Source organism: Duganella kummerowiae (assembly GCF_053572355.1).
Map to the genome: position 1 here is coordinate 188,397 of NZ_JBKFEH010000004.1, position 15,956 is coordinate 204,352.

Here is a 15,956-nt window from a genome sequence, read left to right on the forward strand (position 1 = left end):
TTTGATTTTCGCATAAACATTATGCGGAAAATTCTATTTTCAAATAGTTTGCGATACCTGATGATCGCTCAAACTGAAGTTAAAGACCACCATAACCATAACGGAGACCAAGCATGAAACATATCGCCCGCGCGCTATGCTGCGCACTGCTGTCGCTGGCCCTGCCCGCCACCGCCGCCGACGATGCCACCGTGCGCATCGGCGTGATCACCTCGCTCAGCGGCTCCGCCGCCCAGAGCGGCGAGCAAATGAAGGCCGGCATAGCCACCTGGCTGCGCATGCATGGCGACACTGTGGCCGGCAAGAAGCTGGCCGTGATCTACAAGGACGACACCGGCCCGCAGCCGGAAGTGGCCAAACGCCTGGCCACCGAACTGCTGAGCCGCGACAAGGCCGACATCCTGGCCGGCTTCGTGTTCACGCCCAACGCCATGGCGGCGGCCAGCATTGCCGACCGCGCCCGCAAGCCCATGGTCATCATGAACGCCGCCGCCTCGGCCATCACCAGCCGCTCGCCCTACGTGACGCGCACTTCCTACACCATTGCGCAGTCGGTCAAGCCGCTGGCGGAATGGGCCTACAAGACCGGCTCGCGCCGTGTGTTCTCCATCGTGGCGGACTACGCGCCGGGCCAGGATGCCGACAGCTGGTTCAGCACCAGCTTCACGGCGCTGGGCGGCACCAGGGTGGAATCGGTCAAGGTACCGCTGTCCACGGTGGATTTCAGCGCCTACCTGCAGCGCATCAAGGACGCCAAACCGGACGCCATCCACGTGTTCCTGCCCAACGGCCAGCCCATGGTGGCCTTCATGAAGGGCTACCGCGAAAAGGGCCTGGACAAGGCCGGCATCCGCTTCCTGGGCGGCGAAGGCTGGGCCGACGGCGACGTGCTGGATGCGGCCGGTCCTTCCATGGCCGGCATCTACACGGCCGGCTTCTACGCCTTTTCCCGTCCCGGCGCGGAAAACGCCGCCTTCCTGGAAGCTTTCTCCAAGACCGTAGGTGGCCGCTTCCAGCCCAACTTCCAGGCCGTGGCCGCGTACGACGGCATGGCGCTGATCGCCGCCGCGCTGAACAAGACCAGGGGCGACGCCGGCGGCGCCGGCTTCATGGCGGCGCTCAAGGGCTACAGCGCCAGCAGCCCGCGCGGCACAGTGGCCCTGGACGCGCGCAACGACATCGTCCAGACCATCTACATCCGCCGCATCGACAAGCAAGCCAGCGGCCAATATGCCGCCACCGAGATCGACCGCTACGACGGCGTGCGCGATCCCGCCAAATAACCAGCACAGGAGGAGATCACCATGTTCCCGCTCAATCAATGGTATGTCGCAGGTTTCGCCTGGGAGCTGCAGGACCAGCCCGTGGCGCGCACCCTGCTGAACCAGCCCATCGTCCTGTTCCGCAAGCCCGGTGGCGGCGTCGCCGCGCTGGAGGACCGCTGCTGCCACCGCAGCGTGCCGCTGTCCTGCGGCATGCTGGAAAACGGCGGCATACGCTGCGGCTACCACGGCCTGCTGTACGACGGCGCCGGCCAGTGTGTCGAGATTCCCGGCCAGGTGCGCATCCCCGGCAAGGCCAGGGTCAAGGCCTACCACGCAGCGGAACGCAACCAGGTGATCTGGGTCTGGTTCGGCGCCGAGCCGGATGCGGCGCCGCCCGGCCCGCCGCCGGAAGTGGCCGCGCACGAGAATCCGCGCTACCGCTACAAGGGCGGCGCCTTCCACTACCAGGCGCCCTACCAGCTGATCCACGATAACCTGCTGGACCTGAGCCACGTCGGCTATGTGCACGGCAAGACCATCGGCGGCAACGCCAAGGTGCACATGGAGGCGCCCACCACGGTCAATTCGGAAGGCGACCATGTGCGCGTGGTGCGCTGGATGAAGTCCTCGCAGCCGCCCGCCACCTATGCGGCGGCCTGGCCCTTCAAGGGCTTGATCGACCGCTGGCAGGAGATCGACTTCCACCTGACCCACCTGAACATTTTCACCGGCGCGGTGGATGCCGGCGCCGAGCCGCTGGAAAATCCGGAACGGGGCGGCTTCCACATGCGCGGCTTCCACGGCATCACGCCGGAGACGGAAAGCACTTCGCATTATTTCTGGACCATGGCGGCGTCCGCGCATCCGGACCAGCCGGACAATCTGGAGCTGGTGTACCGCCAGACCGAGCAGACTTTCGAGGAAGACCGCGTCATCATCGAAGCGCAGTACCGCAACATGCGCCAGTTCGGCGGCGCGCCGCAGGTCGATATCCACGTCGACGCCGGCGCCAACCGCGCACGCCGCATCGTGACGCTGCACACGGTGGAGAACTAGGCCATGGATGCCGTCATCACTGCCATCCACGATGCGGGCGGCATCCGCGTGCTGGAACTGCGTTCGCCCGATGGCGCGCCGCTGCCTCTGTACGAGGCCGGTGCGCATATCGATGTCACGCTGGGCAATGGACTGGTGCGGCAGTATTCGTTGTGCTGCCGGGCGCCGTCGGGCGAGAGCTACCGCATCGCCGTCAAGCGCGAACCGCAGTCGCGCGGCGGCTCGGCGTGGCTGCACGACACAGCGCGTGTGGGCGGCACGCTCGGTATCGGTACGCCGCGCAACGCCTTCGCGCTGGCGCCAGCGGCGCCCATGCATCTGCTGTTCGCGGGCGGCATCGGCATCACGCCGGTGTTGTCCATGGCGTATGCCCTGCTGCGCCGTGGCGAGCGCTTCCGCCTGGCCTACTTCACGCGCGACGAGGCCAGCATCGCTTTTGCCGATGAACTGCGCGGCGACGGCGCCCTGGCGCAGCACACGGATATCCACTGCGGCCACACGCCATCCGACAGGGCAGCCCGCATCGCGCAGCTGCTTAACGCCGCGCCGACGGGTGCGCATGCCTATGTCTGCGGTCCCGGGCCGTTCATGGAGGCCGTCACGCAGGCGGCCAGGGCCCGACTGGGACCGGACGCGGTACACCAGGAATCGTTCACCGCTCCGGCACCGGACGCCGGCGCGCAAACCTTCATCCTGCGCCTGGCCCGCTCCGGCCGCGACATCACGGTGCCGGCCGGCAGCACCGCCCTGGTCTGCCTGCAGGACGCCGGCATCGCCATCGACAGCTCATGCGAAGTGGGCGTCTGCGGCACCTGCCGCACCACGGTGCTGCAAGGCGTCCCGGACCACCAGGACAGCGTGCTTACCGCCCCGGAGCGCGCCGCCAACAACTGCTTCCTGCCGTGCGTCTCACGCGCCCGTACGCCAGTGATGGTGCTAGACATTTGAACTAAAAACGGCGCCATCGTGGTGGCAATGGCGCCGGACAGATAGGTAGCCGCCCTCACTCATCGTCGTCATCAGTAACAGCGTCTAGATTTTGCAACAATTCGGGAAGGCTATTCTGCACAGTTTCCCAGAGCACATCCAGGTCGACATCGAAATAACCATGTGCAATGCGATTGCGCGTACTACGCATGCTACGCCACGGTATTTCCGGATGTTGCTCGATAAAGCCGGGATAGACAGACATCAGTTTGGTCGCAGCCTCACCGACAATAAGTATGCTCATGATAACTGCCTGCTGGGTACGCTTGTCATCCAGGAAATCTTCGTGACTCATCCCGTCAACGAAGCTGTACGCATCGGCTATGGCACCCCGGATGTGCGCGAGATAGTCGGACAGGCGCTGGTCGGTCATAGTGGCTGCGCCTCCCCTACCACCCTGGCACGTATCCGGAGCGGCAAGTCGCCAGGAGTACGCACGTCCACGCGAACCCCAAGCAAGGACTCCAGCTCATCCTGCAATCCACCAAGATCAAACAAGGTCGCGCCGGGCAAGGCATCCACCAACAGGTCGAGATCACTTCCCACCTTGTCCGTCCCGTGCAGTACCGATCCAAAGATGCGTAAATTCGTTACAGGAAACTTACTGGCCACTTCACGCACGGCACTGCGCATCAAGTTCAAGGCCGCCGATGGGCGTGGGCTTGATGGCAACCTGTTCACGACGCTCTCCCAAGAAATCACCAAGCCAGTGTACAGCAACTGGCCCGGCTCCGGCACGCCTCAGCTGGCGGCGTGGGCCAGCTGCCCCGGTCCATCCTTGCGTGGCCGGTTGCGGGCGAAGAACACCAGCACCGCGCCCAGCAGCGAGGCGGTGGCCAGGCCGTACAGGCCGCCCTGGATGGAACCGGTGCGCTGTTCCAGCATGCCGAAGGCGGTCGGGGCGACGAAGCCGCCCAGGTTACCCAGCGAATTGATCAGCGCGATCACGGCCGCCGCGATGCGCACGTCCAGGTAGGATTGCGGAATCGGCCAGAACAGCGAAGACGCCGCCTTGAAGCCGATCGCGGCAAAGCAGATCGCCACGAAGCTGTACACCGGGTCGCCCGTGGACGCCGAGGCGAACATGCCGCAGCCGGCCACCGCGAAGGCCGATGCCGCCCAGGCCTGCTGGTTCTTGTAACGCTGCGCCAGCGCGGCAAAGATGTACATCGCGACGATGGAGATGATCCACGGCACCGAGTTGAACAAGCCCACCTGGAATTCGCTGTAATGGCCCATCTTCTTGATGATGGTCGGCAGCCAGAAGGTGGAGCCATAGATGGTCAGCGAAATCAGGAAGTAGATCAGGCAGAACAAGGCGATCTGCGGATCGCGCAGCAGGCGCAGGCTGCTGCCGTGCGGCTGCACATTGGCGGCCTCGCGCTCCTTCTGTTCGGCCGCGATTTCCGCGATCAGCACCTCGCGCTCGGTCTTGCTCAGCCACCTCGCGTCCTGCGGATCGGAATCCAGCAGCTTCCACACCACGCCGCACAGCAGCACCGAGAACATGCCCTCGATGATGAACATCCACTGCCAGCCATGCAGTCCGCCACCCTCGATCTGCAGCAGTCCGCCGCTGACAGGGCCGGACAGGATGGACGCCGCAGCCGAGCCGCTCAGGAAGATCGCCATGGCCTTGCCGCGTTCCGCGCGCGGCAGCCAGCGGGTGAAGTAGAACACCACGCCAGGGAAGAAGCCCGCCTCGGCCACGCCCAGCAGGAAGCGCAGCGCATAGAACGAGTGCGCGCCCTGCACGAAAGCCATGGCGGTGGCGGCCAGGCCCCAGGTGAACATGATGCGGGTCAGCCAGGCCTTGGCGCCGAAGCGCTGCATCATGATATTCGACGGCACTTCGAACAGCGCGTAGCCGACGAAGAACAGGCCGGCGCCGAAGCCGAAGGCGGCGGCGTCTATGCCCAGGTCCGCGCTCAGGTGCGGCCGCACGAAGCCGATATTCACGCGGTCGATGTAATTGGCGATGAACATGATGACGAACAGCGGCAGGATGCGCCACTTCACCTTGCTGATCGCTTGCTCCAGCAGCGGGTTCTCCGCCTGGCCTTGGGTTGCGTCGGTGTGATGCACGATAGTCTCCAGTCTCAGAAGGTATGCCGTATGCCGAGGTCGATGGCGCGGTTGCCGGTGCCGCCATCGGCGGCGTTGCCCAGCGTGTAGCTGGCGCCGTTCTTGTTCAGCATGCGCGCGTAGATCGCGTACAGGTCGGTGCGGCGCGACAGGTTGTAGCGGTAGCCCAGGCCGAACTGGTCGGCGTCCTGGTTGCCCCGTTCTTTATCGTTCTTGTGTATCCACGAGGCCAGCAGGGTGTGGCGCTCGATCGGCACGCTGACGCCCACCAGGGTGTCGGTGCTGTCGCGCGTGACCGAAGTGGCCACCGGCGCCACCGCGTAGCCATAGGGATTGTTCGCGTTGCGCAGGGTGGAGCTGAGCGGTCCCTTGTTGACGCCATACGCCAGGTACAGCTTGGCCACGCTCCAGTCGTAGGTGGCGGCCAGCAGGGTGTTGCGCGCGCTGGCCAGCTGCACCGTGGCCGTCTCGTTGCTCTTGTCGTGGTAGGCCAGGCGCACCGCCAGCGGACCGGCCGCATAGGCCAGCACGCCGCCCAGGGAGCGCCCGGCAGCGGCATTGCCGGCCACCTCGCCCGCCGCGTACACCAGTTCACCGCTGAAGCCGAGCGATACCGGGCTGGCGTACTTGATGCTGTTGTCCATGCGGCCGCCGTTGGAGACGGCGTTGATCAGGTTCTTTTCGTCGGCCGAGGTGCCGCTGACGAAGGGGTCGGCAAACACCGCCGCCAGGTAGTGCGGCGCGTACTGGCGTCCCAGCGTGATGGCGCCCAGCTCGCGGCTGCCGACGCCGACAAAGGCCTGCCGCCCGAGCAGCACGCCGCCCTGGGCCGAGGCGCCGGTGTCGGCCTGTATCCCTGCTTCCAGCTGGAACAGGGCATAGCCGCCGTTGCCCAGGTCTTCCGTGCCCTTGAAGCCGAGCCGGGAGCCGGAAGCGATGCCACCGGTGAGCTTGCGCACCGCGCCGTCCTTGTTGCCGTTTTCCAGCGCCAGGCCGGCGTCGACCACGCCGTACATGGTGACGTTCGATTGCGCCCAGGCGCCGTGGGCCAGCAGCGCCAGCGCTGCCTTGGTGAGTACTTTCTTTTTCAAAGGGGGTCTCCTGGTGTTGATATAGTTTTTATGTGGGGGTGCTCAGCGGCCCATGCTGGGCTGCTTGGGGTCATAGCTCCAGCCGGGAATCAGGTAACGCATCGCCATCGCATCGTCGCGCGCGCCGCCGGCCACCTTCTTGTACAACGCGTGGGCCTGCTGGATGCGCTCCATGTCCGGTTCCACGCCCAACCCCGGACGCTCGGGCACCGCCACCTGGCCGCCAACGATTTGCAGCGGCTCGCGGGTCAGGCGCTCTTCGCCTTCCTGCCAGATCCAGTGGGTGTCGATGGCGGTGATCTTGCCCGGGGCGGCGGCGGCGGCGTGGGTGAACATGGCCAGCGACACGTCGAAGTGGTTGTTGGAGTGCGAACCCCAGGTCAGGCCCCAGTCGTGGCACAGCTGCGCCAGGCGCACCGAACCCTGCATGGTCCAGAAGTGGGGATCGGCCAGCGGGATGTCGACCGCGCCCAGCAAGTGCGAATGGGCCATTTGGCGCCAGTCGGTGGCCACCATGTTGGTGGCGGTCGGGATGCCGGTGGCGCGTTTGAATTCGGCCATGATCTCGCGCCCGGAATAGCCGTTCTCGGGGCCGCAGGGATCTTCGGCATAGGCCAGGATGTGGCCCTGGCCACGGCAGGCGGCGATGGCCTGTTCCAGGGTCCAGGCGCCGTTCGGGTCCAGCGTGGCGCGCGATTCGGGGAAGCGGCGCTTGATGGCGGCCACCGCTTCGATTTCCTCCTCGGGGCGCATCACGCCGCCCTTGAGCTTGAAGTCGCGGAAGCCATATTTGTCGACGCTGGCGGCGGCCAGGTCGGCGATGGCCTCGGGCGTCAGCGCTTCCTGGTGGCGCCGCTGGTACCAGCCGCTTTGGCCCTCGCCGGTCTGGTAGGGCAAGTCGGTGCGCTGGCGGTCGCCGATGTAGAACAGATAGGCCAGCATGGGCACGTGGCTGCGCTGCTGTCCGCCGCCCAGCAGTTCGCACACCGGCACGCCCAGGTGCTGGCCCAGCAGGTCCAGCAGCGCCGCCTCGACGGCGGTGACCACGTTTTCCAGCCGCAGGTTGATTTCGTGCGGCTGCTTGAGCACCGCTTCCTCGGCGGCGTTGCTGACCTGGTGGCTGGCCTTGCCGGCGATGGCGTCGCGCATGGCGTTCAGGGTGCGGTTGTAGCGCGCGATCTCGGTGCCCATCACCAGCGGAATGGCTTTTTCCAGCGTCAGCAGGATGCCGGCCGAACCGGGCACTTCGCCCATGCCGGTGTTGCCGGCGCTGTCCTTGAGCAGTACCAGGATGCGCGTGAAGTACGGCGCGTGGGCGCCGCACAGGTTGAGCAGCATGCTGTCGCGGCCGGCGACGGGGATGACTTGCATCTCTGTAATGGTTGGGGTGTGCTTCATGTCTCGCGCCTGTTGTTGGGTTGCATGGGGATCCCGGTTGCTGGGATCCTAGGTTACTGCGATCCCAGTTAGTGTAGCGGAACTTTGCGGCTGGCGCCACCGCTTTTCTGGCCGCTCTGGCAGCGTGATAGAATCGGCTCCCGCCTATGCCACAGTTTCCCAACGACATGAATATGGAGAATTTGTCCGCCACGTTCCGCCTGGACCGCAGCCGCAGCGCGGCGTCGCAGGTCTATGAACACTTGCGCGAGCAGATCGTCACCCTGGCGCTCAAGCCGGGCACGGCGCTGTCGCGCACCCAGGTGGCGGAAGCGCTGGACCTGTCACCCATGCCGGTGCGCGACGCCTTGTCGCGCCTGGAAAAAGAGGGGCTGGTGGAGATTTTTCCCCAGCACCTGACCCGGGTGCGCGCCATCGACCTGGATTCGGCGCGCCAGATGCACGTGCTGCGCCTGTCGGTGGAGCTGGAAATCGTGCACGGCCTGGCCAAGGCGGCCAATCCCGATATCGTGAAGGCGCTGCGTTCAGCCGTGGCCAGGCAGCGCGCCTGCCTGGAGGTGGAGGATATCGGCGGCTTCATCCGGTTCGACCAGGAATTCCACCGCACCATGTACGAGGCGGCGCAGCTGATGACGGTGTGGCACATGATACGCGGCGCCAGCGGCAACCTGGACCGGCTGCGGCGTTTGCACGTGCCGCTCAGCGGCAAGGCGCAGACCGTGCTGGAGGAGCACACCGGCATCGCCGAGGCCATCGCCAAGGGCGACCCGGCCGGCGCACAGGAATGGCTGCGCAAGCATTTGTCCGGCACGCTGAACGAGCTGAACAGCCTGCGCGAGCGTTATCCCGGCTATATGCTGCCGGTGTCGGAGTTCATCGACCGCGTGCCGGAGTGAAAGCTTAACCGGCGTCTGCGGCAACGAAGGCTGGCGGTGACAGGTATTCTTCTACCAAGCGGACGTCCACATGGTTCCAGCCCAACTCAGGCGTTTGCAACGCATCGCGCAGCCTCTTGTCAAAAATTGCCTTGACGGCTGTGCCGCGTATCGCCGACGGCCTGACTTCGGTGAGGTCACGCGCGAGTTTGTGGAGCAGCTCGTAAATCGCCATATGCATTTCGCGCAGCAGCACCTCGAGGGGATGACCCAGGTAGCGCGCCTCGATGCCGTTCGTAATCACACCCAAACCGGCTATTGCATAGCGCCCTTCGCCGCCCGGCAGCAATTTGCTGGTATCGATAGACGCAGGCCAGTGGCGTATCGATAGTTCATACAGGCTTTCAAAGGAAAGTACCGTGTCCATCATGATTTCCTTATACGACCATCCGGCCAAATACTCTGGGGCTTAGTCCTGCTCTCATAAGATCGCTTATCCATCCAGCGCTTCCACTGGTCACCGCCGTGGCTGCTGGTATGCCGCTCCCATACCGAGCCATCATCGCAGAGCTTGCCGAACTCACCTTTTATCGGCTTGAACCGCCGAGGTGCGGTATCGGGATTGTCCGGATACACGATGGGACCAACAGGCCCGGACTCCATAGTACATCCTTGTCAGGTTTTCGGAATGTGTATCGAAAACAGTCTACCTCCGCAGTCGCGCCGCTGAACATTGCGGGATCTGGATCGCCGCCGCGGTTTGATGCTCGTCAGCTAGCGCCCTGAATTGGAAGTTCGTTGAACAATAAATGTGGCGAAATCGTCCCGACACCGCTCTTTTTGCAAACCTCCTCTAAGCGCCGCTGGCCGGGTCGCGCGGCGGGATGTGGCTCATGGCGTGCTCGGTGAGCGCGGTGATGGTCAGGCTGGGATTGACGCCGAGATTCGCCCCCAGCACCGAGCCGTCGCAGATGTACATGTTCTGGTAGCCGAACACGCGGTTCTGGCCATCGCACACGCCCTCCTCGCGCGTGCGTCCCATCACCGCGCCGCCCATGCAGTGGGCGGTGGTGGGCACGTTGAACAGGATCTCCGTCATCGAGGTCTGCGCCACGCCGCCGCTGGCCCGGGCGGCCTTGATGGCGAAGTCGTTGGCGGCCGGGATGAAGGTCGGGATGCGCTCGCCGTGGCTGGCCAGCTGCTTTGCGAAGGGCCAGAACCAGCGCCGCTTGAGCTTCATGGTCAGCTGCGCTTCCACCGTCTGCATGCACAGGAAAATCATGGTCTCGCGCGCGAAGTTCCTGGGACGCAGCGAGCGCAACGTCGTCACGGGACGGGTCAGCAGCAGCTTGCCCAGGGTCGCGGCCCAGGTGAGGATGCGGATCCAGCCGGGGCGGCCCAGCGTCATCACGGTGGTCATCAGGCCCATGGCGTCGGAGCCCGCCGGATAGCGCACCGCTTCGATATGGGTGTATTGGTCGATATGGATGCCGGAGCCGATGGCGACCCCGCGCGACAGGTCCACCTGCGAACCCGGAAAGCGCACCCCGATCAGCGATTCGGCATTGGTGCGCACATGGCGGCCCAGCGCAGCGGAGAGATGCGGCAGCGATCCCTTTTCCCTGAGACGTAGCAGCAGTTCCTGCGTGCCCAGCGAGGAGGCCGCGAACACCACGCCCCGGCACTGGAAGCGCCGGCGCCGTCCCCGCTCCGGCCCGGAGACAGCCACCACCTCGACCTCGTAGCCGGCGCCGCCGTCGGCCTGCCCGGCCAGCGGCCGCACGTCCACCACCCTGGTTTCCGCATGCAGCGCGGCGCCCTTCTTCTCGGCGAAGTAGAGGTAGTTCTTGTCCAGCGTATTCTTGGCGTTCTTGCCGCAGCCGACCATGCAGCCGCCGCAGCCATCGCAGCCGGTGCGCTCCGGCCCCTCGCCACCGAAATACGGATCGGCACAGGTCTGGCCCGGCTGGCCGAAGAAGACGCCGACCTCGGTGGGATAAAAAGTGTGTTCGGCGCCAACCAGCCGCGCCATTTCCTTGAGCCGCAGGTCGGCCGGACCGAGGATGCGGTTGGTGGTCACGCCCAGCATGCGTTTGGCGGTGGCGTAATGCGCCGGCATGATGGCCTGCCAGTCCTGCAGCCCGGCCCAGCTGCCCTGCTGCCACACGTGGTCCGGCGGAACCAGCAGCGTGTTCCCATACGTGATGGAGCCGCCGCCCACCGCGTTCCCGTGCAGGACCACGACATGGCGGAAGAACTGCATGCTGAAAAATCCGCGCATGCCCAGCGCGGGCCGCCACAGCCAGCTGGCCAGCGACCAGTTCGACCTGGGCAGGTTAGCCGGCGTCCAGCGCCGCCCCTGCTCGATGACGGCGACACTGTAGCCCTTCTCCGCCAGCCGCAGGGCGGACACGCTGCCGCCAAAGCCGGAGCCTATGACAATGTAGTCGTAGTCATATCGGACGCCGGGTCCCTGGTGAACATGGTCTGAAGTCGTCATGCCCCCAATCTACAACAAGCGTGACAGGGGGACAAGCCGCCTCAGGCCACGGCCACCAGGCGGTCGAGTTTGTCGCCGTCGGCCAGCAGGCTGGCGCTGTCGGAATCGTGCACGATGCGGCCGCGGTCCAGCACGATGGCGCGCGTGGTCAGCGACAGCGCCAGCCGCGCATGCTGCTCGACCACGATCACCGACATGCCCTCCTCCTGCACCAAACGCCGTATCACGCGCACCAGGTCCTGCACGATGATGGGCGCCAGGCCCTCCATCGGTTCATCGAGCAGCAGGATGCGCGGATTGGTCATCAGCGCGCGCGCGATGGCCACCATCTGCTGCTCGCCGCCGGACAGCTGGTTGCCCATGTTGAGGCGGCGCTCCTGCAGGCGCGGGAACAGCTCGTAGATTTTCTCCAGCGTCCAGCGTCCGGGGCGCGCCACCACGGTCAGGTGCTCCTCCACCGTCAGCGAGGGAAACATATGGCGTTCCTGCGGCACCCAGCCCAGCCCCGAGCGCGAGCGCCTGTAGGTGGACACGCGCGCGATGTCGGCCCCGGCCCAGCGGATCCGGCCCTTGTGCAGGCGCGTCAATCCCATCAGCGTCACCAGCAGGCTGGTCTTGCCGACGCCGTTGCGGCCCAGCAGCGCCAGGCTGTCGCCCTCGTTCATGGTGAAGGACACGTCCTCCAGCACGATGGATTCGCCATAGCCGGCCGTGACCTTGTCCAATGCCAGCAATTCAGCCATGTTCAGCCTCCCCCAGATACACTTCTTTCACACGCGGATCGGCCGCGATGTCAGCCGGCGTGCCCTCCGTCAGCACCTTGCCGCCCACCAGCACGGTGATGCGGTCGGCGAAGCGGAACACCAGCCCCATGTCGTGCTCGATGAACAGCACCGTGACGTCGCGCGGCAGCTGGGCGATGACTTCGAACAGCTCCTTGCTCTCGGCCTGCGGAATGCCGGCCGCCGGTTCATCGAGCAGCAGGATGCGCGGCCTGGTGGCCAGCGCCAGCGCGATCTCCACCAGGCGCTGCTTGCCGTAGGCCAGGCTGCGCGTGACCGAATTGGCTTCGTTGGCCAGCTTCAGGGTGGTGAGCAGGGCCATGGCCTCGTCGATCACGTCGGTATGATTGGCCACCGTCCTGTACCACACCGACTGCAGGCCGCGCCGCTCGCAGATGGCCAGGGCCACCGATTCGAGCACCGTCAGGCCGGCGAACAGGGTGTTGATCTGGAAGGTGCGCGTCATGCCGCGCGCCACCCGCTTGTGCTGCTGCAGGTGGGTGATGTCCTCGCCGCCCAGGTAGACCTTGCCGCTGCTGGGCTGGAAGGCGCCGGTCAGCAGGTTGATGAAGGTGGTCTTGCCGGCGCCATTGGGCCCGATCAGCGCGTGGCGCGCGCCCGGCGCGAAGGTCAGGCTGACGTCGCTGTTGGCCTTGAAACTGCCCCACTGCTTGGACAGGCCTTCGGTACGCAGTGTCATGTCTTGGTTCATCGTTACTCCTTGCGCGCCGGTTTGACACGGGCCACGATTTTTTCCAGGCCGCCCAGCACGCCGCCGCGCGCGAACAGCACGATCAGCACCAGCAGCAGGCCGATGTAGAACTGCCAGTAGGTGGGATCCAAGCCGGCGATGTAGTCCTGCGCCAGCATGAAGATGGCGGCGCCCACCAGCGCGCCGTACAGGCGGCCGGTCCCGCCCAGCACCAGCATGATCACCAGTTCGGCCGAACGCGGGAAGCTCAGCACGTCCAGGCCGACGAACTGGGTGGTCTGCGCCAGCAGCGCACCGGCGATGCCGGCCACGGTGGCGCCCACGGTGAAGATGGCGGTCAGGCGGCGGTTCACGTCCACGCCCAGGGAGGGCATGCGGCGTCCGCCTTCGCGGATGCCGACCAGGCTCAGGCCGAACGGCGAATTGACCAGGCGGCGCAGCACCAGGAACACGAGGAACAGCACGCCCAGGCTGTAGCAGAAGGCCACGTTGCCATTCAGGTCGAACTCGAACACGCCGAACAGCTTGCCGACCATCATGCCGGACAAGCCATCCACGCCGCCCGTGATGAAGGCGGCCTTGTTGGCGGCCTCGAACAGCATCAGGCCTATGCCCAGGGTGACCATCAGGCGCGTGAGGTCCTGGCCGCGCACCACCAGGAAGCTGACGATGAAGCCGGACACGCCGGCCACCATGGCGCCGGCCAGCAGCCCGGTGATGGGCTCGCCCCAGCCGTGCGCCGCCAGCAGCCCGGCCGTATAGGCGCCCAAGCCGAAGAAGGCGGCGTGGCCCAGCGAGACGATGCCGGCATAGCCGAGTATCAGGTCCAGCGACAGTGCAAACAGGCCGACGATCATGATTTGCGAGATCAGCACCAGGTAGTTCGGGAAAGCGAAATAGGACGCCACCGGCAGCAGCCAGAAGGCGATTTCCAGCGGCTTCCAGCGGTCGTTGGGCAGGCGCAGTGCGGGTGTCTTCATGGGGGTCTGGATCGTGGTGGATGGCGCCTTGACGGCGGCTTCGGTGAAGGCGTTCATGCTTTCCTCCGTATCAGGCCGGCGGGGAACAGTATCAGCAGCAGCACCATCAGGGCGTAGATCACGAAGGCGCCGATTTCAGGCACATAATATTTGCCGGCCACGTCGAACACGCCCAGGATCAGGGCCGCCAGCAGCGGCCCCTTGATGGTGCCGGCGCCGCCCACGGCCACCACCAGCAGGAAGTAGACCATGTACTTGACCGGGAACGAGGGGTCCAGGCCCAGCACGTCGATACCGAGGCCGCCGCCCAGTCCGGCCAGGCCGGAACCAAGCGCGAAGGTCAGGCTGAACACCATGCTGACGTTGATGCCCAGGCCCGCGGCGGCGGTCTGGTTGTCCACCGAGGCCCGTATCATGGCGCCGAAGCGGGTGCGTTCGATCAACAGGCCCAGCGCGATGGTGATCAGCACCACCACGCCGATCAGGAACAAACGGTAGGCGCCCACTTCCAGCCCCAGCAATGGCACCTGGCCGCGCAGCCAGTCCGGCAGCACCACCGGCTGCTGGGTCGGACCGAAGAAGTAGGTGGCGCCGGCCACTGCCATGAAGGTCAGGCCGATGGAAAACAAGACCTGGTCCAGGTGGCTGGCCTTGTACAGGCGGCGGTACAGGGTGCGCTCCAGCACCAGCCCGACCACGGCCGAGGCCAGGAAGGCCAGCGGCAGCGAGGCCAGGAAAGGCACGCCCCAGCGCGACAGCACCATCACGCTGACATAGCCGCCCAGCATGGCGAAGGCGCCGTGGGCCAGGTTAATGAAGTTCATCATCCCCATGGTGACGGACAGGCCGACACTGATGAGGAACAGCAGGCTGCCGTAGGCGATGCCGTCAAACAGGACGCCGGCGAAATTACCCATGGCGGTCTCCCGGGGTGCGGCGCGCCCGCTGGGCTGCGCCTGTCTTCTCGTTATACATGTTTCTGTCTCCAACCATTCTTGGTGTGTTACTAGATCATCACACGCGTTCGATCACGATGGCAATACCCTGCCCGACGCCTATGCACATGGTGCACAGCGCATAGCGGCCGCCGGTGCGGTGCAGCTGGTACATGGCGGTGGTCACCAGGCGCGCCCCGCTCATGCCCAGCGGGTGGCCCAGGGCGATGGCGCCGCCCAGCTGGTTGACGCGCGGGTCGTCGTCGCGCAGGCCCAGTTCGCGCAGCACGGCCAGGCCCTGCGAGGCGAAGGCTTCGTTCAGCTCGATGATGTCGATCTGGTCCAGCGTCATGCCCAGCTGGCGCAGCAGCTTTTGCGTGGCCGGCGCCGGACCTATCCCCATCACGCGCGGCGCCACGCCGGCGGTGGCCATGCCGACGATGCGGGCACGCGGCGTCAGGCCGTGTTTGGCGGCGGCGTCGGCGCTGGCGATCAAGAGCGCGCAGGCGCCGTCGTTCACGCCGGAAGCGTTACCGGCCGTGACGCTGCCGTCGGCACGCACCACGCCTTTCAGCTTGGCCAGCGCTTCCAGCGAGGTCTCGCGCGGATGCTCGTCCTGGGCAAACACGATGGGCTCGCCCTTTTTCTGCGGAATCGATACCGGCATGATCTCGTCGGCAAACAGGCCGTCGCGCTGGGCGCGTGCGGTCTTCTGCTGGCTGGCCAGGGCGAACTTGTCCTGGTCCTCGCGGCTCACCTTGAAATCGACCGCCACGTTCTCGGCCGTTTCCGGCATGGCGTCGGTGCCGTACAGTTCCTTCATCACCTTGTTCGGGAAACGCCAGCCTATGGTGGTGTCGTAGATGTTGGCGCTGCGCGAGAAGGCGCTGTCGGCCTTGCCCATCACGAAAGGCGCGCGGGTCATGGATTCCACGCCGCCGGCGATCATCAGGCTGGCGTCACCGGACTGGATGGCGCGCGCCGCCGTGCCGACGGCGTCCATGCCCGAACCGCACAGGCGGTTGACGGTGGAGCCGGGCACTTCCTGCGGCAGGCCGGCCAGCAGCGCCGACATGCGCGCCACGTTGCGGTTATCCTCGCCGGCCTGGTTGGCGCAGCCGTAGATCACGTCGTCCACTTCCTTCCAGTCGACGCCGGGATTGCGGCGCATCAGTTCGCGCAGCGGCAGCGCGCCCAGGTCGTCGGCGCGCACATCCTTCAGGGCGCCGCCGTAGCGGCCTATGGGGGTGCGGATGGCGTCGCAGATAAAGGCTTCGTTCATGCTGTTCT

16 protein-coding genes are annotated in these 15,956 nt (G+C 65.7%); 4 read left to right on the forward strand and 12 right to left on the reverse strand.

Features of this window, described 5'->3' with window-relative positions; genetic code table 11:
* Positions 1-113 precede the first annotated feature (113 nt).
* From ACLB1G_RS04190 to ACLB1G_RS04200, 3 genes are read left to right on the forward strand one after another with little or no spacing between them, the layout of a single operon-like run.
* Complete coding sequence (locus tag ACLB1G_RS04190) at positions 114-1,283, forward strand: ABC transporter substrate-binding protein (RefSeq protein WP_491625931.1); 1,170 nt, start codon at positions 114-116, stop codon at positions 1,281-1,283.
* A 21-nt stretch (positions 1,284-1,304) separates the two neighbouring features.
* Entirely contained in the window at positions 1,305-2,321 is a 1,017-nt protein-coding gene (locus ACLB1G_RS04195; protein WP_491625932.1) for a Rieske 2Fe-2S domain-containing protein, read from the forward strand.
* A 3-nt stretch (positions 2,322-2,324) separates the two neighbouring features.
* On the forward strand, positions 2,325-3,269 hold the full coding sequence (locus ACLB1G_RS04200) for a PDR/VanB family oxidoreductase (protein ID WP_491625933.1): 945 nt from the start codon (positions 2,325-2,327) through the stop codon (positions 3,267-3,269).
* Positions 3,270-3,324: 55 nt separating this feature from the next.
* On the opposite strand, the gene ACLB1G_RS04205 is transcribed toward ACLB1G_RS04200, so the two are convergent.
* The 5 genes from ACLB1G_RS04205 to ACLB1G_RS04225 form a co-directional block, all read right to left on the reverse strand.
* The gene (locus tag ACLB1G_RS04205; protein WP_491625934.1) at positions 3,325-3,681 is read right to left on the reverse strand and encodes a HepT-like ribonuclease domain-containing protein; all 357 of its coding nucleotides are present in this window, start codon (positions 3,679-3,681) and stop codon (positions 3,325-3,327) included.
* On the reverse strand, positions 3,678-3,941 hold the full coding sequence (locus tag ACLB1G_RS04210; RefSeq protein WP_491625935.1) for a nucleotidyltransferase family protein: 264 nt from the start codon (positions 3,939-3,941) through the stop codon (positions 3,678-3,680). Before ACLB1G_RS04210 ends, ACLB1G_RS04205 begins: the two co-directional genes overlap by 4 nt.
* 108 nt (positions 3,942-4,049) lie before the next feature.
* Positions 4,050-5,393, reverse strand: a complete 1,344-nt coding sequence (locus ACLB1G_RS04215) for an MFS transporter (protein WP_491625936.1) — start codon at positions 5,391-5,393, stop codon at positions 4,050-4,052.
* Between the two features lie 14 nt (positions 5,394-5,407).
* Positions 5,408-6,484, reverse strand: a complete 1,077-nt coding sequence (locus tag ACLB1G_RS04220) for a porin (RefSeq protein ID WP_491625937.1) — start codon at positions 6,482-6,484, stop codon at positions 5,408-5,410.
* Between the two features lie 42 nt (positions 6,485-6,526).
* Entirely contained in the window at positions 6,527-7,882 is a 1,356-nt protein-coding gene (locus tag ACLB1G_RS04225) for an enolase C-terminal domain-like protein (RefSeq protein WP_491625938.1), read from the reverse strand.
* Positions 7,883-8,028: 146 nt separating this feature from the next.
* Here ACLB1G_RS04225 and ACLB1G_RS04230 point away from each other — a divergent pair, with 146 nt between their 5' ends.
* Entirely contained in the window at positions 8,029-8,778 is a 750-nt protein-coding gene (locus ACLB1G_RS04230) for a GntR family transcriptional regulator (protein WP_491625939.1), read from the forward strand.
* 4 nt (positions 8,779-8,782) lie between these two features.
* Here the strand turns inward: ACLB1G_RS04230 and ACLB1G_RS04235 are convergent, their stop codons facing one another.
* From ACLB1G_RS04235 to pcaF, 7 genes are all read right to left on the reverse strand, one after another.
* A complete protein-coding gene (locus ACLB1G_RS04235; RefSeq protein ID WP_491625940.1) occupies positions 8,783-9,187 on the reverse strand; it encodes a hypothetical protein in 405 nt (134 codons plus the stop codon).
* A 423-nt stretch (positions 9,188-9,610) separates the two neighbouring features.
* The gene (locus ACLB1G_RS04240; protein ID WP_491625941.1) at positions 9,611-11,257 is read right to left on the reverse strand and encodes a GMC family oxidoreductase; all 1,647 of its coding nucleotides are present in this window, start codon (positions 11,255-11,257) and stop codon (positions 9,611-9,613) included.
* 41 nt (positions 11,258-11,298) lie between these two features.
* The gene (locus tag ACLB1G_RS04245) at positions 11,299-12,000 is read right to left on the reverse strand and encodes an ABC transporter ATP-binding protein (RefSeq protein ID WP_491625942.1); all 702 of its coding nucleotides are present in this window, start codon (positions 11,998-12,000) and stop codon (positions 11,299-11,301) included.
* Complete coding sequence (locus tag ACLB1G_RS04250) at positions 11,993-12,751, reverse strand: ABC transporter ATP-binding protein (RefSeq protein WP_491625943.1); 759 nt, start codon at positions 12,749-12,751, stop codon at positions 11,993-11,995. The genes ACLB1G_RS04245 and ACLB1G_RS04250 overlap by 8 nt, the downstream gene beginning before the upstream one ends.
* A gap of 2 nt (positions 12,752-12,753) precedes the next feature.
* On the reverse strand, positions 12,754-13,731 hold the full coding sequence (locus ACLB1G_RS04255) for a branched-chain amino acid ABC transporter permease (protein WP_491626027.1): 978 nt from the start codon (positions 13,729-13,731) through the stop codon (positions 12,754-12,756).
* Between the two features lie 53 nt (positions 13,732-13,784).
* Positions 13,785-14,648, reverse strand: coding sequence for a branched-chain amino acid ABC transporter permease (locus ACLB1G_RS04260; protein WP_491625944.1), 864 nt, complete (start codon positions 14,646-14,648; stop codon positions 13,785-13,787).
* A gap of 97 nt (positions 14,649-14,745) precedes the next feature.
* Positions 14,746-15,948: a 3-oxoadipyl-CoA thiolase gene (pcaF, locus tag ACLB1G_RS04265; RefSeq protein WP_491625945.1), complete on the reverse strand. Its 1,203-nt coding sequence runs from the start codon at positions 15,946-15,948 to the stop codon at positions 14,746-14,748.
* Positions 15,949-15,956: the final 8 nt, after the last annotated feature.